The organism is Escherichia coli (genome assembly GCF_036503815.1).
GTDB lineage: Bacteria > Pseudomonadota > Gammaproteobacteria > Enterobacterales > Enterobacteriaceae > Escherichia > Escherichia coli_F.
The window spans coordinates 605,089-621,592 of the sequence record NZ_AP027764.1; the positions used below are offsets into that span (position 1 = coordinate 605,089).

21 protein-coding genes are annotated in these 16,504 nt (G+C 51.0%); 9 read left to right on the forward strand and 12 right to left on the reverse strand.

Features of this window, described 5'->3' with window-relative positions; genetic code table 11:
- Positions 1–25: 25 nt before the first annotated feature.
- The 3 genes from arcB to mtgA all read left to right on the forward strand — a co-directional run bounded on the left by arcB (position 26) and on the right by mtgA (position 3,970).
- On the forward strand, positions 26–2,362 hold the full coding sequence (arcB, locus tag AABJ99_RS02860; protein WP_000809774.1) for an aerobic respiration two-component sensor histidine kinase ArcB: 2,337 nt from the start codon (positions 26–28) through the stop codon (positions 2,360–2,362).
- 229 nt (positions 2,363–2,591) lie between these two features.
- Positions 2,592–3,245: an isoprenoid biosynthesis glyoxalase ElbB gene (elbB, locus tag AABJ99_RS02865; RefSeq protein WP_338387490.1), complete on the forward strand. Its 654-nt coding sequence runs from the start codon at positions 2,592–2,594 to the stop codon at positions 3,243–3,245.
- Positions 3,242–3,970 carry a monofunctional biosynthetic peptidoglycan transglycosylase gene (gene mtgA, locus AABJ99_RS02870; protein ID WP_039021336.1) on the forward strand — a complete coding sequence of 243 codons (729 nt, stop codon included), beginning with the start codon at positions 3,242–3,244 and terminating at the stop codon, positions 3,968–3,970. Before elbB ends, mtgA begins: the two co-directional genes overlap by 4 nt.
- Here mtgA and yrbL read toward each other — a convergent pair.
- The 12 genes from yrbL to yrbG form a co-directional block, all read right to left on the reverse strand.
- Complete coding sequence (gene yrbL / locus AABJ99_RS02875; protein WP_039021337.1) at positions 3,967–4,599, reverse strand: PhoP regulatory network protein YrbL; 633 nt, start codon at positions 4,597–4,599, stop codon at positions 3,967–3,969. The genes mtgA and yrbL overlap by 4 nt on opposite strands.
- 212 nt (positions 4,600–4,811) lie before the next feature.
- A complete protein-coding gene (gene npr, locus AABJ99_RS02880; protein WP_000216791.1) occupies positions 4,812–5,084 on the reverse strand; it encodes a PTS phosphocarrier protein NPr in 273 nt (90 codons plus the stop codon).
- Positions 5,081–5,935 carry an RNase adapter RapZ gene (gene rapZ / locus AABJ99_RS02885; protein ID WP_000243741.1) on the reverse strand — a complete coding sequence of 285 codons (855 nt, stop codon included), beginning with the start codon at positions 5,933–5,935 and terminating at the stop codon, positions 5,081–5,083. Before rapZ ends, npr begins: the two co-directional genes overlap by 4 nt.
- Positions 5,936–5,980: 45 nt before the next feature.
- Positions 5,981–6,472 (reverse strand): PTS IIA-like nitrogen regulatory protein PtsN, encoded by a 492-nt coding sequence (gene ptsN / locus AABJ99_RS02890; RefSeq protein WP_000183679.1) that lies wholly within the window; start codon positions 6,470–6,472, stop codon positions 5,981–5,983.
- A 117-nt stretch (positions 6,473–6,589) separates the two neighbouring features.
- Positions 6,590–6,877, reverse strand: a complete 288-nt coding sequence (hpf, locus tag AABJ99_RS02895; protein ID WP_001176599.1) for a ribosome hibernation promoting factor — start codon at positions 6,875–6,877, stop codon at positions 6,590–6,592.
- Between the two features lie 22 nt (positions 6,878–6,899).
- Positions 6,900–8,333 (reverse strand): RNA polymerase factor sigma-54, encoded by a 1,434-nt coding sequence (gene rpoN, locus AABJ99_RS02900; RefSeq protein WP_338387491.1) that lies wholly within the window; start codon positions 8,331–8,333, stop codon positions 6,900–6,902.
- Between the two features lie 47 nt (positions 8,334–8,380).
- Entirely contained in the window at positions 8,381–9,106 is a 726-nt protein-coding gene (gene lptB, locus AABJ99_RS02905; protein ID WP_000224099.1) for an LPS export ABC transporter ATP-binding protein, read from the reverse strand.
- 6 nt (positions 9,107–9,112) lie between these two features.
- Positions 9,113–9,670 carry a lipopolysaccharide ABC transporter substrate-binding protein LptA gene (gene lptA / locus AABJ99_RS02910; protein WP_000669785.1) on the reverse strand — a complete coding sequence of 186 codons (558 nt, stop codon included), beginning with the start codon at positions 9,668–9,670 and terminating at the stop codon, positions 9,113–9,115.
- On the reverse strand, positions 9,639–10,214 hold the full coding sequence (gene lptC, locus AABJ99_RS02915; protein WP_000030537.1) for an LPS export ABC transporter periplasmic protein LptC: 576 nt from the start codon (positions 10,212–10,214) through the stop codon (positions 9,639–9,641). Before lptC ends, lptA begins: the two co-directional genes overlap by 32 nt.
- Positions 10,211–10,777 carry a 3-deoxy-manno-octulosonate-8-phosphatase KdsC gene (kdsC, locus tag AABJ99_RS02920; protein ID WP_032185195.1) on the reverse strand — a complete coding sequence of 189 codons (567 nt, stop codon included), beginning with the start codon at positions 10,775–10,777 and terminating at the stop codon, positions 10,211–10,213. The genes lptC and kdsC overlap by 4 nt, the downstream gene beginning before the upstream one ends.
- 20 nt (positions 10,778–10,797) lie before the next feature.
- Positions 10,798–11,784: an arabinose-5-phosphate isomerase KdsD gene (kdsD, locus tag AABJ99_RS02925; protein ID WP_001352909.1), complete on the reverse strand. Its 987-nt coding sequence runs from the start codon at positions 11,782–11,784 to the stop codon at positions 10,798–10,800.
- 13 nt (positions 11,785–11,797) lie between these two features.
- The gene (gene yrbG / locus AABJ99_RS02930; protein WP_032185194.1) at positions 11,798–12,775 is read right to left on the reverse strand and encodes a calcium/sodium antiporter; all 978 of its coding nucleotides are present in this window, start codon (positions 12,773–12,775) and stop codon (positions 11,798–11,800) included.
- Positions 12,776–12,984: 209 nt separating this feature from the next.
- On the opposite strand from yrbG, the gene mlaF reads away from it, so the two are divergent.
- From mlaF to ibaG, 6 genes are all read left to right on the forward strand, one after another.
- Positions 12,985–13,794, forward strand: coding sequence for a phospholipid ABC transporter ATP-binding protein MlaF (gene mlaF, locus AABJ99_RS02935; protein ID WP_000438245.1), 810 nt, complete (start codon positions 12,985–12,987; stop codon positions 13,792–13,794).
- A 7-nt stretch (positions 13,795–13,801) separates the two neighbouring features.
- The gene (mlaE, locus tag AABJ99_RS02940; protein WP_000925795.1) at positions 13,802–14,584 is read left to right on the forward strand and encodes a lipid asymmetry maintenance ABC transporter permease subunit MlaE; all 783 of its coding nucleotides are present in this window, start codon (positions 13,802–13,804) and stop codon (positions 14,582–14,584) included.
- 4 nt (positions 14,585–14,588) lie between these two features.
- The gene (mlaD, locus tag AABJ99_RS02945) at positions 14,589–15,140 is read left to right on the forward strand and encodes an outer membrane lipid asymmetry maintenance protein MlaD (protein WP_032185236.1); all 552 of its coding nucleotides are present in this window, start codon (positions 14,589–14,591) and stop codon (positions 15,138–15,140) included.
- 18 nt (positions 15,141–15,158) lie between these two features.
- Positions 15,159–15,794, forward strand: a complete 636-nt coding sequence (mlaC, locus tag AABJ99_RS02950) for a phospholipid-binding protein MlaC (RefSeq protein WP_000476484.1) — start codon at positions 15,159–15,161, stop codon at positions 15,792–15,794.
- Positions 15,794–16,087 (forward strand): lipid asymmetry maintenance protein MlaB, encoded by a 294-nt coding sequence (mlaB, locus tag AABJ99_RS02955; protein ID WP_000004488.1) that lies wholly within the window; start codon positions 15,794–15,796, stop codon positions 16,085–16,087. Before mlaC ends, mlaB begins: the two co-directional genes overlap by 1 nt.
- A 159-nt stretch (positions 16,088–16,246) precedes the next feature.
- A complete protein-coding gene (gene ibaG / locus AABJ99_RS02960; RefSeq protein ID WP_000429656.1) occupies positions 16,247–16,501 on the forward strand; it encodes a BolA family iron metabolism protein IbaG in 255 nt (84 codons plus the stop codon).
- Positions 16,502–16,504: the final 3 nt, after the last annotated feature.

Here is a 16,504-nt window from a genome sequence, read left to right on the forward strand (position 1 = left end):
CAGGTTGTCGTGAAGGAATTCCCTAATGAAGCAAATTCGTCTGCTGGCGCAGTATTATGTTGACCTGATGATGAAGTTAGGTCTGGTGCGCTTCTCAATGTTGCTGGCGCTGGCCCTCGTCGTTCTTGCCATTGTGGTACAAATGGCGGTGACCATGGTGCTGCATGGTCAAGTCGAAAGCATTGATGTTATTCGTTCTATTTTCTTTGGTCTGCTGATTACGCCGTGGGCGGTCTACTTTCTTTCAGTGGTCGTTGAGCAACTGGAGGAGTCACGACAACGTCTGTCACGGCTGGTGCAAAAACTGGAGGAGATGCGCGAGCGCGATTTGAGCCTCAACGTTCAGTTAAAAGATAATATTGCCCAGCTAAATCAGGAAATTGCCGTTCGTGAAAAAGCGGAAGCAGAACTGCAGGAAACCTTCGGCCAACTGAAAATTGAAATTAAAGAGCGCGAAGAGACACAAATTCAGCTCGAGCAGCAATCCTCATTCTTACGTTCCTTCCTTGATGCTTCACCCGACCTGGTTTTTTATCGTAACGAAGATAAAGAGTTTTCCGGCTGTAACCGCGCGATGGAGCTGCTGACCGGAAAAAGCGAAAAACAACTGGTTCATTTAAAACCTGCTGATGTTTACTCACCGGAAGCCGCTGCGAAAGTCATTGAAACCGATGAAAAAGTGTTCCGTCATAATGTGTCACTGACCTATGAGCAGTGGCTGGATTATCCCGACGGACGCAAAGCCTGCTTTGAAATCCGTAAAGTGCCGTACTACGACCGCGTGGGTAAACGTCACGGTTTGATGGGCTTTGGTCGCGACATTACCGAGCGTAAGCGGTATCAGGATGCACTTGAACGCGCCAGCCGCGACAAAACGACGTTTATTTCCACCATCAGTCACGAATTGCGTACACCGCTGAACGGTATCGTCGGCCTGAGCCGCATTCTGCTGGATACCGAACTCACCGCCGAGCAGGAAAAATATCTCAAAACCATCCATGTTTCTGCCGTCACGCTGGGGAATATCTTCAACGATATTATCGACATGGATAAGATGGAACGGCGCAAGGTCCAGCTTGATAATCAGCCGGTTGATTTCACCAGCTTCCTTGCCGATCTGGAAAATCTCTCCGCATTGCAGGCGCAACAGAAAGGATTGCGCTTTAATCTGGAGCCGACGCTGCCATTACCGCATCAGGTCATTACCGACGGGACGCGTTTACGGCAGATCCTGTGGAACCTCATCAGTAACGCCGTCAAATTCACCCAGCAAGGCCAGGTTACCGTGCGCGTGCGCTACGATGAAGGCGATATGCTGCATTTTGAAGTGGAAGATTCCGGCATTGGCATTCCGCAGGATGAGCTGGATAAAATCTTCGCCATGTATTACCAGGTGAAAGACAGTCATGGCGGTAAACCTGCCACTGGCACCGGTATTGGTCTGGCCGTTTCTCGTCGTCTGGCGAAAAATATGGGCGGCGATATTACGGTTACCAGCGAACAGGGCAAAGGTTCCACCTTTACGTTGACGATCCACGCACCATCGGTGGCTGAAGAGGTCGATGATGCGTTTGACGAAGACGATATGCCTTTACCGGCGCTGAATGTGCTGCTGGTGGAGGACATTGAACTGAACGTGATTGTCGCGCGTTCTGTGCTGGAAAAATTAGGAAACAGCGTTGATGTCGCAATGACCGGCAAGGCGGCGCTGGAGATGTTTAAACCGGGTGAATACGACCTGGTGTTGCTGGATATTCAGTTGCCAGATATGACCGGGCTGGATATCTCTCGTGAACTGACGAAGCGATATCCGCGCGAGGATTTACCACCGCTGGTAGCCTTAACCGCTAACGTGCTGAAAGACAAACAAGAGTACCTCAATGCTGGAATGGATGATGTGCTGAGTAAGCCGCTTTCTGTTCCGGCGCTAACCGCGATGATCAAGAAATTCTGGGATACCCAGGATGATGAGGAGAGCACGGTGACGACAGAAGAGAACAGCAAATCTGAAGCATTACTCGATATTCCCATGCTGGAACAGTATCTCGAACTTGTAGGACCGAAGCTGATTACCGACGGGTTAGCGGTGTTTGAGAAGATGATGCCGGGCTATGTGAGTGTACTGGAGTCGAACCTGACGGCGCAGGATAAAAAAGGCATCGTCGAGGAAGGGCATAAAATTAAAGGCGCGGCGGGTTCAGTGGGGTTACGCCATCTGCAACAGCTGGGTCAGCAAATTCAGTCTCCTGACCTTCCAGCCTGGGAAGATAACGTCGGTGAATGGATTGAAGAGATGAAAGAAGAGTGGCGTCACGACGTAGAAGTACTGAAAGCGTGGGTGGCAAAAGCTACTAAAAAATGACCCCGGCTAGACCGGGGTGCGCGAATACTGCGCCAACACCAGGGAAATCTTGGCTGCGCCGTAAATTATTATGATGAGTTACAAGGGCACAGCACTGTTTTTCAGGCCGCACGCAGTTAAGATAGCAAAACTTAAATGATTTGTTACATGAATCAGTTAAATGTGTGATGCGTAGCATTTTTATTAAAAAAATTAATGTGTTTCAGTCAATTGCGAAAGGATGATCACAATGAAGAAAATTGGCGTAATTCTGAGCGGATGCGGCGTCTATGACGGTTCTGAAATTCATGAAGCGGTGTTGACGTTGTTAGCTATTTCACGCAGCGGTGCGCAGGCGGTCTGCTTTGCACCGGATAAGCAGCAGGTTGATGTTATCAACCATTTAACTGGCGAAGCGATGACGGAAACGCGCAATGTGCTGATTGAAGCGGCACGAATAACGCGCGGTGAAATCTGTCCTCTGGCTCAGGCCGATGCCGCTGAACTGGATGCGTTGATTGTGCCGGGGGGGTTTGGCGCGGCGAAGAATTTAAGCAATTTTGCCAGCCTTGGTAGCGAATGCACCGTTGACCGTGAATTAAAGGCGCTGGCACAAGCGATGCATCAGGCCGGAAAACCGCTTGGTTTTATGTGTATTGCCCCGGCGATGCTGCCGAAAATTTTCGATTTCCCGCTGCGTTTGACCATCGGTACTGATATCGATACCGCAGAAGTGCTGGAAGAGATGGGCGCGGAGCATGTGCCGTGTCCTGTCGATGATATCGTGGTTGATGAAGACAATAAGATTGTCACCACCCCGGCATATATGCTTGCGCAGAACATTGCAGAAGCGGCGAGCGGCATTGATAAGCTGGTTTCCCGCGTGCTGGTTCTGACTGAATGAGTAAAAGCCGCTTAACGGTGTTTAGTTTCGTTCGCCGTTTTCTTCTACGGTTAACGGTTGTCCTCGCCGTTTTCTGGGGCGGGGGCATCGCGTTGTTTAGCGTTGCGCCTGTTCCTTTCTCAGCGGTAATGGCCGAGCGACAAGTCAGCGCCTGGCTGCATGGCAATTTTCGTTACGTGGCACATTCTGACTGGGTCAGTATGGATCAAATCTCGCCGTGGATGGGACTGGCGGTGATTGCCGCAGAAGATCAGAAATTTCCTGAGCACTGGGGCTTTGATGTTGCTTCCATTGAGCAAGCCTTGGCACACAATGAGCGCAATGAAAATCGTATTCGCGGCGCATCAACGATTTCTCAGCAAACAGCCAAAAATCTCTTTTTATGGGATGGACGTAGCTGGGTACGAAAAGGGCTGGAAGCCGGATTAACGCTGGGGATAGAAACAGTCTGGAGCAAAAAGCGTATCCTGACGGTTTACCTGAATATCGCCGAATTTGGCGACGGTGTGTTTGGCGTCGAAGCTGCGGCACAACGTTATTTCCACAAACCCGCGAGCAAACTTACCCGATCGGAAGCTGCCTTACTGGCAGCTGTATTACCTAATCCACTTCGTTTCAAAGTCTCCGCGCCATCGGGCTACGTGCGCAGCCGTCAGGCGTGGATTTTACGGCAGATGTATCAGTTAGGCGGTGAGTCGTTTATGCAACAACACCAGCTGAATTAAGCTTCGCGCGAAGTGAGGGCCAGCGTTTTGCTCTCACGTGGTTGCAGATCTTTCTGTAGGGCAATAGCCAGTGCCGGCTGGGCGATAAACCGTTTCCATAACCGCTCTTGCTTTCGCTGACAACACCACTTTGACCAGGTCGCCAGTGGAATCAACGTGCTTTCACCAATGTTGTCGCAGACGACGGGGATAACCTCTGACTCACTGATGCGATGACAAAGGATATTCTGCGGCTTCAACGACATCGTCACGATATGGTTATCCTGCAAATAACGTTTCAGCTGTTTCAGTAACTGGCGCAGCTGTGCAACGTCTTCTTCGTAACGGCATTGTTCAGCAAATTCGGTCAGTGTAATGGATGGCTTGCCGTCAAAATCTGCAATCACATCGTAGACATAACCGGTTCCGCAATCCGTCTCAACGGTACCGTGATAGCGCGGTATTCCACTCCAGTCTTTTAACCGGCGACCAAGATGCGCGTAGTACTTTAACTCACGGCGGATCTCTTTATCGCCACCATCGCCACGATGGTAGACAATCTTAATACAGCGTTGGGCATCTTCCGGATGCGCATAACATTTCCGATGTCTTCCGGTGCCCAGGGGACTTTGTTCAGATAAGCGAATCATGCCATCTCCTGGAAATATTTTCTGACGATCTCCAGTATGGTCGAATAACTTAAACAAAACCTAAACAATGCCTCTTAAGGTTTTCTTAAGGTTCTTCTGAAAGTGAAAAGCGCACAAAATGTACAATTTCCGTCATTAATAACGATTTCAGTACGCGCTTTTTTTATTGTCGGGGGGAGCTTGAAGGGATTTGTATGTCAAAGTGATGAAAATTAATCTTCATCAAAACCAGAGTTAAAGAGGGCGATAACGGCGGCCAGTGCTTCCTCTTCCTGTGGACCGGTCGCTTCGACTTCAATCTGCCGTCCTTTGGCAGAATCCAGCATCAGCAGCGCAATAACGCTGTTGGCTTCAGCTTCAGTGCCTTCATCGTTACGTAACAGCACTTCAGCGTCAAAACCCTGCATTAATTCAAACAGCTTCATTGCAGGCCGGGCATGCATGCCCAGCTTGTTTGTGATTTCAACAGTTTGCTTGACGGTCATGGTTTACGTTTTTCCAGCGTACGATGGCGTGACTGGACGTTTTTACCGCGTGAACGGAAGTAGTCTGCCAACTGCTCTGCAATATACACCGAACGGTGCTTCCCGCCAGTACAACCAATGGCGACCGTCAGGTAGCTACGGTTGTTGGTTTCCAGCATAGGTAACCATAGCTCAAGATAGCTTCGCGTCTGGTAAATAAAATTGTGTACTTCTGTGTGGCGGTCGAGGAACGCGGCGACAGGCTTATCAAGACCTGTCATCGGACGCAGTTTTGGATCCCAGTGCGGGTTCGGCAAGAAGCGCACGTCAAAGACGTAATCTGCATCGATAGGGATACCGTGTTTGAAGCCGAAAGACTCAAAGACCATGGTCAGTTCGCGTTCACGTTTACCCAGTAAACGGGTACGCAACATTTCTGCCAGCTCGTGAACGGACATTTCTGAGGTATCGACAATCAGATCCGCTCGCGAACGCAGTGGTTCCAGTAGATCGCTTTCTTTGTCGATAGCACTTTCCAGCGACAGGTTTTTGCTGGAAAGCGGATGCAGGCGGCGCGTGTCACTGTAACGACGAATTAAGGTATTACGGTCGGCATCCAGGAACAGGAGTTGCGGTGAGAAAGCGTCAGGTAGGTTACTCATCGCCTGTTCGAATATTTCTGGTGACTCCGGCATATTACGAACATCAATGCTGACGGCGGCAGAAATCTCGCGATCGGCCAGAGTTCGAGCCAGATCGGGTAACAACACTACGGGGAGGTTATCCACGCAGTAAAAACCCATATCTTCCAGCGCACGAAGGGCGACAGATTTACCTGAACCTGAACGTCCGCTGACGATCATCAGTACCATGTACTGTTTCTCCTCACAACGTCTAAAAGAGACATTACCGAATAACTACGCTTCATCCGGAGTACCTTCGGTATCCGTAATGATTTGATACAGCTCTTCATCGCTCTGGGCTGCGCGTAAACGGCGGCAGATGGTTTTATCCGCCAGACGTTTCGCCACCAGCGACAGAGTATGCAGGTGCGTTTTGGTTTGGTCAGCCGGAACCAGCAACGCAAACAGTAAATCTACCGGTTGGTTGTCAATGGCATCGAAAGCTATGGGCGTTTCGAGCTGAACGAAAACGCCAACGGCGCGCAGAGTATCTTCTTCCAGTTTGCCATGCGGAATGGCTATACCATTGCCGATACCGGTACTGCCCATTTTTTCCCGCGTCAGGATAGCTTCAAAAACCACCTGAGGCGGCAGGCTAAGTTGTTTCGCCGCCAGCTCGCTGATGATTTCCAGGGCGCGTTTTTTGCTCTGACAGTGGACGCGGCTTCGCGTACATTCCCTGTTAAGAACAGTGCTAAGCTGTAGAGTTGTATCATTATTTGTCATAATTTCACCTAAGAACCTGCTCACTCAAACGGTGGAACAGGTTCGGAGCATTAACTGTACAAATGGCCCGTTGTGCCGCACAACAGGCCGCCATGCACATGCTAATTGCCCGGACAATTAGTGTTGTTTCAGTTTATCTTTATGTTTGGTCAACTGGCGTGCCAGCTTATCAATTAAGCCATCAATGGCAGCGTACATGTCCTGACCTTCCGCGCTGGCATGAATTTCACCACCGTTTACATGCAGTGTTGCATCTGAGGTATGGGTGACTTTCTCCACTTTCAGAACAACATAGACCTGGTTGATTCGGTCAAAATATTGCTCAAGTTTGGCAAATTTAGCAGTAACAAATTCGCGCAGTGCCTCGGTGATCTCGACGTTATTTCCGGTAATGTTGAGCTGCATAGTGTCTTCCTTATCGGTTGGGTCAAACGAGCTGTTTACGCTGGTTTGACGGCGGAATGGATAAAGACTCTCGGTACTTCGCAACAGTGCGGCGTGCCACCATGATACCTTGTTCTGACAGCAAAGAGGTTAACTTGCTGTCGCTTAGCGGTTTCGCTGGGTTTTCCGCCGCGATTAATTTCTTCACCAGCGCACGAATTGCCGTTGAGGAAGCTTCGCCGCCGCCCTCGGTATTGACGTGACTGGAAAAGAAATACTTCAGTTCAAAAATGCCTCGTGGACTATGCAGGTATTTTTGCGTGGTCACGCGAGATATCGTCGATTCATGCATTTCGACAGCCTGGGCGATATCGGCCAGTACCATCGGTTTCATATATTCTTCGCCTTGCTCAAAGAAGGCTTGCTGCTGTTCAACGATACAGCGACTCACGCGTAGTAGCGTATCGTTACGGCTTTCCAGACTCTTGATCAACCATTTGGCATCCTGCAGATTGCTGCGGATAAACTGGCTGTCACCGTCGTTGCGCGCGTTATTGCACATCGAGGCGTAGTGTTGGTTGATTTGCAGACGCGGAATGCTGTCGCTGTTGAGTTCTACTGTCCAGTGACCGTTATGCTTACGCACCAGTACATCTGGAATAACATACTCCGGTTCACCAGTCTGGATCGACTGTCCGGGGCGTGGATCGAGCGACTGGATCAGATTGACGGCTTCTTTCAGCACATCTTCTTTCAGTCGCGGGACGCGCATTAAGGTACGGAAGTCGTGATTGGCTAACAGATCGAGATGATCGCTAATGATCAGTCTCGCCTCTTCCAGCCACGGCGTAGTTTTATCGAATTGGGAGAGTTGGATCAGCAGGCAGTCACGCAGATCTTTCGCCGCTACGCCGACCGGATCAAACCGTTGGATCCGCTTCAGGACGGCTTCAACTTCATCGATGTCGATTTCTTCATCGCCCATACTTTCGAGAATATCTTCCAGCGGAACAGTCAGATAACCGGTGTCATCAACGGCATCGACGATAGAGGTAGCAATAGCGCGGTCAGTGTCGGAAAACGGTGTCAGCTCGACTTGCCACATCAGGTAATCTTGCAAGGTCTGCGTTGTTTCGCCCTGATAGACCGGCAGCTCGTCGTCAATGTAGTCACCGCTGGTGCCGGAGGGTGTACCAGCGGTGTAAATGGTGTCCCAACTGGCATCGAGCGGCAGCTCTTCCGGCATCTCTTTTTGTTCGAGCGCGTCGGCGGTGTCCAGTGTTTCACTGTCTTGCGTTTCGCGGGTGTCGATTTCTTCATGAGTGTCGATTTGCTCAAGCAGCGGATTACTCTCCAGCGCCTGCTGTAGCTCCTGCTGAAGTTCCAGCGTCGACAACTGCAACAGACGAATAGCCTGTTGGAGCTGTGGCGTCATCGCCAGTTGTTGGCTAAGCCTGAGTTGCAAACCTTGCTTCATGTTCAGAATCGTACTCTCCTGATAAAACGTCGCAAACTTCTACCCTATCAGAGTCTGAAGTCTTCCCCAAGGTATACACGCTTAACATGTTCGTCTTGTAAGATTTCTGTAGGCGTGCCGTGGGCGATCAAATGCCCCTGACTGACGATATAAGCGCGTTCACAAACCGCCAGCGTTTCACGCACGTTATGGTCGGTGATCAGCACGCCCAGGCCGCTGTCGCGCAAGTGCTCAATGATGCGTTTGATGTCGATAACCGAGATCGGGTCAACCCCGGCAAACGGTTCATCAAGCAGAATAAATTTCGGATTCGCAGCCAGTGCACGGGCAATTTCTACACGGCGACGTTCACCCCCGGAGAGTGACTGCCCCATGCTGTCACGCAGGTGTTCGATGTGAAACTCTTCCATCAGCTCGTTCGCGCGGTCTTCACGTTGTTCAGCAGACAAGTCGTCACGAATTTGCAGTACCGCCATCAGGTTATCGTAAACGCTGAGGCGACGAAAAATGGAGGCTTCCTGCGGCAGATAGCCGATACCGCGGCGCGCGCGCGCATGCAGAGGCAGCAGACTGATATCGTCATCATCAATAATGATATTGCCCGCATCGCGCGGCACAATGCCAACAACCATGTAGAAAGTGGTGGTCTTACCGGCACCGTTTGGCCCCAGCAGACCGACAATTTCCCCGGAGTTGACGGTCAGGCTGACGTCTTCTACCACGCGGCGGCCTTTATAGGCTTTTGCAAGGTTCTTTGCAGTTAATGTTGCCATAACGAATTAATTACCCTTCTTCTGTGCCGGGGTCTGGCCTTTGTTGTTTTTGTCCTGCAGCTGCGACGGCACCAGAACGGTGGTTACGCGCTTGCCTTTGTCGCTGAACGCCTGCATTTTCTGCTCTTTCACCAGGTAAGTGATCTTATCACCCTTAATGTTGCTATCGACCTGCTGCAGATAAGCATTACCCGTCAGAACGACAAAATCTTTTGCCAGTTCGTAGTGCATCTGGGAAGCGTGACCTTCAACGGGTTTACCGTTGTCTTGCATCTGGTAGAACGTTGCCGGTTTACCGTAGCCGTCAATCACTTCTTTACCTTGTTCGCCGCCCGGACGGGTAACGACCACTTTGTCGGCATTAATTTTGATGGTGCCCTGGGTGACGATGACATTACCGGTAAAGGTAACCACGTTGCCTTGCATATCAAGAGATTGCTGGTCCGATTCAATGTGGATCGGCTGATCAGTGTCTCCGGTTACGGCAAATGCCGGAATGCTGGCGGCCAGAAGTGAGCTGGCAAGCACAAGATTAAGGCTGAGTTTGTTTGTTTTGAATTTCATAGGATGTTCTAACCTTTTCAATCAGCTCGGCGTTCTTGCTGCGTAAGTTGCCGCGCATTTTCAGACCGCTGGAGTTAAATGTTGTTCCGTATAACGTGACAAGGTCTTCAGAGGTAACATCCTGCGTCACCAGATTGATCTGCGCGTTATCCGTCGTGATTCTGCGAAGTTGAGAGTCCGGCACGAGTGCGTTGACTTCAACGTGTCCATATAAATAGAGCATCCGGTCATTGGTCAGCTTGGCTTTATCTGCTTTTACGGACCATGTCGGGATTTTATCCTTATCAAACGTGGTAAGTACCGGCTGCGTAAACCACGAAACGGCCTGATCGGAATAATATTCAACGTGTTGAGCAATCAATCGATAGCTTAGTGCCCCTTCTGGGTTATAGACGAGCGTGTCCGTATGCTCGCTTTTATAGGTGGGATCATTGTTGTTGACGACCACCTGGGCGGTATCGTCTTTTTCGGCCATATTAATGCCGATCATCACCAGAACCGCCAGTGATAGCACAATGATAACCCAACGTCTGGCTTTACTCATATCGATTGCCCTTTGGCTTCATCCAGTTTGCCCTGCGCCAGGAGTAATAAGTCGCAAACTTCTCGCACTGCGCCACGACCGCCAGCAATGCGCGTTACGTAATCGGCGCGCGGGATCAACAGTGGATGCGCATCGGCCACGGCGACGCCTAAACCCACTTTTTCCATTACCGGCCAGTCGATGAGATCATCGCCGACATAAGCCACATTTTCCGGGGCAATCGCCAGTTTTTCCAGCAGATCGCTAAAGGCGATCAGTTTGTTTGACTGCCCCTGATACAAGTGAGTGATCCCCAATGTGGCACAACGATCTTCTACCAGTTTAGCCTTTCGCCCGGTAATGATAGCGACTTCAATATCAGAGGTGAGCGCACAACGAATGCCATAACCGTCACGAACGTTGAACGCTTTCAGCTCTTCGCCGTTATTACCCATATAAATCAGGCCATCTGACAGTACGCCATCAACGTCGAGGATCAGCAGACGAATGTTCTCTGCTTTTGCCATAACGTCGGCGCTGACAGGGCCGTAACAGGTCGCAAGCGACGCACCTGCTTTGCTCATTGTTGTTTATCCTTGAATCTTTACACTACGCCTGCACGCAGTAAATCATGCATATGTAACACACCGAGTAAATGGTCGCCATCGGCAACCATCACGGAGGTGATATGGCGGGACTGCATTAAGTTCAGTGCCTCAACGGCCAGAATGCCAGGGCGTACACGTATTCCCCCCGGCGTCATCACATCGGCAATACTTAACTGACGAACATCCACACCCATATCGAAGACACGGCGTAAATCACCGTCGGTAAAGATGCCTTCAATCATCATATTGTCATCGCAAATGACCGTCATACCAAGATTTTTGCGGGTAACTTCCAGCAACGCGTCGCGCAGGCTGGCCGTTTTCTTAACATGCGGGATCTCATCGCCCGTATGCATAATATCGTTTACGCGCAGCAGAAGTTTACGACCCAGTGCGCCGCCGGGGTGTGAGAGCGCAAAATCTTCAGCAGTAAAGCCGCGTGCTTTTAACAGCGCGACAGCGAGGGCATCGCCCATAACCAGCGTGGCGGTCGTGCTGCTGGTCGGTGCCAGCCCTAACGGACAGGCTTCTTTCGCTACTTTAACACACAGATGCACATCTGCGGCGCGCGCCATGCTGCTCTCCGGGCGACCGGTGATGCAGATTAACGGCACGTGAAGACGCTTAAGCACTGGAATTAAGGCCGTGATTTCGCTGGATTCACCGGAGTTAGAGATAGCAATCACCACGTCCTGCGGGGTGACCATACCCAAATCACCATGAGCAGCTTCACCTGGATGGACGAAAAATGAAGGTGTACCAGTGCTGGCAAACGTTGCCGCCATTTTGCGCCCAATATGCCCCGATTTCCCCATCCCCATGACGACAACTTTCCCTTTACACCAGAACATCTTTTCACAGGCAAGCGTGAAATTCTGATTGATGTATTGATCAAGCTCCGCCAGGCAGTCACGTTCAATCGCCAGGACTTCTTTACCTGCTTGCTGAAAGTCAAAACCCGGTTGTAACTCTACGTGCGACATAATGCGTTTCCAGTTATTCAACGAGTATTGGCGATAACCAGTACAACATCGCCAGCCATACGATAAATCCGCCAGTTAATAATACCCCTACACCACGGCCCGGTTGTGGGGAGCGCCGCCAGCACAGCAACGCAAAAATAATGCTCACCAACAACATCACGCTGTAGTCACGGCTGTACGCCAGTGGATCAATCTCTCCTGGCGTTATCAGCGCGGGTAAACCCAACACGATGACAATATTAAAAATGTTTGCGCCAATGATATTCCCGACAGCAATGTCGTTTTCACCTTTGCGAACCCCCGCGATTGCGGTTGCCAGTTCTGGCAGACTGGTTCCGATAGCGATTGCCGTCAGACCCATCGTCAACTCGCTGATGGCAAAGTAATTCGCCAGCACCGTGGCGTTATCAACCACCATCCGCGTGGCCACTGGCATGATGATCAGCGCAATGCCGAGCCATAAAAACGCGACGGGCAATCCGCCTTCACGCGGCAGCTCTGCAAGCTGCTCTCTGGTCAGGCTGTCAGTCCCCTGACGTTCAGCCAGACGTGCAAGTTTAACAATGAACAGCAGCCATAGCACAGCCAGAAAGAGGAGAAAGATACCATCGCTGCGACTAAGTTGTCCGTCATAGAGTACGGAACCGGCCACCACACTGACCAACAACATTAAGGGTAACTCGCGGCGCAGAACATCGGAATGGACGGTAAAAGGACGTACCAGCGCAGCCAGACCGAGGATCAGCAAAATATTGATAATATTTGATCCGAGGGCTACACCAACGGCTAAATCGCGTTGTTCGTGCAGTGATGCGGCAAGCGAAACGATGATTTCTGGTAACGATGTGCCAATACTGACCACCGTCATGCCGATGATCAGTGGCGGTATGCCAAAGGATCGGCAAAGAATGGACGCGGCAAATACCAGGCGGTCGGCACTGTAAACGACCAAAAGTAAACCAACAATTAACAGTGCCGTAGCTAAAAGCATCTAACGTCCTTTCTTCAGGTATACTCGCCGGTCCGCTGAAGATTTTCAGAAAGCCGTAACGGATTCTTAATTTTGACTTTATGCGGCTAAAAAGTAAAACAAATGCCAGCTTTCGCTAACCACGGCGGGTAATATTCTGTAAATATGTTGGGTTCAAGGTTAAATTGAGCGCCATGCTTAGAAAATCAACGCAAGACGAAGGGTGAATTATGGAGCAGTCTGTGGCGAATTTAGTCGATATGCGCGATGTCAGTTTTACGCGTGGCAATCGCTGCATCTTCGATAATATTTCCCTAACCGTGCCGCGAGGGAAGATCACGGCGATCATGGGACCATCGGGCATCGGTAAAACGACGCTACTCCGTCTGATTGGCGGGCAAATCGCACCAGATCATGGTGAGATCCTTTTCGATGGTGAGAATATTCCGGCGATGTCTCGTTCGCGCCTGTATACAGTGCGCAAACGGATGAGCATGTTGTTTCAGTCCGGGGCGTTGTTCACAGATATGAACGTATTTGACAACGTTGCCTATCCACTACGCGAACATACCCAACTTCCCGCACCTTTATTGCATAGCACAGTGATGATGAAGCTGGAGGCCGTGGGGCTGCGCGGAGCGGCTAAACTGATGCCTTCTGAACTTTCCGGAGGGATGGCGCGGCGTGCAGCGCTGGCGCGAGCAATTGCGCTGGAGCCGGATCTCATCATGTTTGATGAACCCTTTGTTGGGCAAGATCCCATCACCATGGGCGTACTGGTGAAGCTGATTTCTGAGCTGAACAGCGCGCTGGGCGTGACTTGTGTGGTGGTTTCTCACGATGTGCCGGAAGTGTTAAGTATTGCGGATCACGCCTGGATCCTGGCGGACAAAAAAATTGTCGCTCATGGCAGCGCCCAGGCGTTGCAGGCGAATCCTGATCCGCGCGTACGTCAGTTTCTGGACGGGATAGCTGACGGGCCTGTTCCGTTCCGCTATCCTGCCGGCGATTATCACGCTGATCTTTTACCAGGGAGTTAAGCCACTCATGCTGTTAAATGCGCTGGCGTCGCTCGGACATAAAGGGATTAAAACCCTGAGAACGTTCGGGCGGGCCGGGTTAATGTTATTCAATGCGCTGGTCGGCAAACCGGAATTTCGCAAACATGCGCCGCTGCTGGTACGTCAGCTCTATAATGTTGGCGTCCTGTCGATGCTGATTATTGTGGTTTCTGGCGTGTTCATCGGAATGGTGCTGGGGCTGCAAGGTTATCTGGTTCTGACCACTTATAGTGCGGAAACCAGTCTGGGTATGCTGGTGGCGTTATCACTACTGCGTGAACTGGGGCCGGTGGTTGCCGCCTTGTTGTTTGCCGGACGTGCCGGTTCGGCGTTAACCGCAGAAATTGGCCTGATGCGCGCCACAGAGCAACTCTCCAGTATGGAGATGATGGCGGTGGATCCGTTGCGTCGGGTTATTTCTCCCCGTTTCTGGGCTGGGGTTATTTCATTGCCACTGCTGACGGTCATCTTCGTCGCCGTGGGGATCTGGGGCGGATCACTGGTCGGCGTCAGTTGGAAAGGCATTGATAGCGGGTTCTTCTGGTCGGCAATGCAAAATGCCGTCGACTGGCGTATGGATCTGGTCAACTGTCTGATTAAGAGCGTGGTGTTCGCCATTACGGTGACGTGGATTTCGTTGTTTAACGGCTACGACGCCATCCCGACGTCTGCCGGAATTAGCCGGGCAACCACTCGCACCGTTGTCCACTCGTCTCTGGCTGTTCTGGGGCTGGATTTTGTGCTGACCGCATTGATGTTTGGGAATTGAGTTCATGCAAACGAAAAAAAATGAAATTTGGGTGGGTATCTTTTTATTAGCAGCACTGCTGGCGGCGCTGTTTGTTTGCCTGAAGGCGGCGAACGTGACGTCCATGCGTACTGAACCAACCTACACGCTTTATGCGACGTTCGATAACATTGGCGGCCTGAAAGCGCGCTCTCCGGTCAGCATTGGTGGCGTTGTTGTGGGCCGGGTGGCGGATATTACGCTGGACCCGAAAACTTATCTGCCACGCGTAACGCTGGAAATTGAACAACGTTATAACCACATTCCTGATACCAGTTCGCTGAGCATCCGTACTTCCGGCCTGCTGGGGGAACAATATCTGGCATTAAACGTCGGTTTTGAAGACCCGGAACTGGGGACTGCTATCCTGAAGGATGGCGATACAATCCAGGACACTAAGTCTGCGATGGTGCTGGAAGATCTCATTGGTCAGTTCCTTTACGGTAGTAAAGGCGATGACAATAAGAATAGTGGCGATGCGCCAGCTGCTGCGCCAGGTAATAATGAAACCACTGAACCTGTGGGTACAACGAAATAATTTCAGGAGAACCGACGCATGTTTAAACGTTTAATGATGGTCGCTTTGCTGGTGATTGCACCGCTGAGTGCGGCAACCGCGGCAGACCAGACCAATCCGTATAAGCTGATGGACGAGGCGGCGCAGAAAACGTTCGATCGCCTGAAGAATGAGCAACCGCAAATTCGGGCCAACCCGGATTATCTGCGTACCATTGTTGATCAGGAACTGCTGCCATATGTACAGGTGAAATATGCCGGGGCTCTGGTTCTGGGCCAGTATTACAAGAGTGCGACTCCCGCCCAGCGTGATGCTTACTTTGCCGCTTTCCGTGAGTATCTGAAGCAGGCTTACGGTCAGGCATTGGCGATGTATCACGGTCAGACTTATCAGATCGCGCCAGAACAACCTCTGGGTGATAAAACCATTGTGCCTATTCGCGTGACCATTATTGACCCGAATGGCCGCCCGCCGGTGCGTCTGGACTTCCAATGGCGTAAAAACTCCCAGACGGGAAACTGGCAGGCTTACGACATGATTGCAGAGGGTGTCAGCATGATCACCACCAAACAAAATGAGTGGGGGACGCTGCTGCGTACCAAAGGTATCGACGGCCTGACTGCGCAACTGAAATCGATTTCTCAACAGAAAATCACTCTGGAAGAGAAAAAGTAATGAGCGAGTCACTGAGCTGGATGCAGACGGGTGACACGCTGGCGTTATCCGGAGAGCTGGATCAGGACGTTCTGCTACCGCTTTGGGAAATGCGTGAGGAGGCGGTGAAGGGGATTACCTGCATCGATCTTAGCCGTGTATCCCGCGTTGATACAGGTGGACTGGCGCTGCTGCTCCATCTTATCGATCTGGCGAAAAAGCAGGGCAACAATGTGACGCTTCAGGGGGTAAACGACAAAGTGTATACCCTGGCGAAATTGTATAATTTGCCTGCTGATGTTCTGCCTCGTTAAATTTTTTCAGGCCGGATAAGGCGTTAACCGCCTGTCCGGCAAACCTGCCTGCAAGTTGAGCCTTGTCTGATTTATCAGCGAGGCTTTTTGCTTATTTATGCCAGCGCAACTTTGCTCTAAGATGTTTCGCTGGTTTATTAACTGATGATTGAAGATCCCATGGAAAATAATGAAATTCAGAGCGTGTTGATGAACGCTCTCTCCCTCCAGGAAGTCCACGTTTCCGGCGATGGCAGCCACTTTCAGGTTATTGCCGTGGGTGAGTTGTTTGACGGCATGAGTCGGGTTAAAAAACAGCAGACGGTCTATGGCCCGCTGATGGAATATATTGCGGATAACCGCATTCATGCTGTGTCGATCAAAGCGTATACCCCTGCGGAGTGGGCGCGCGATCGCAAACTGAACGGCTTTTGAGCT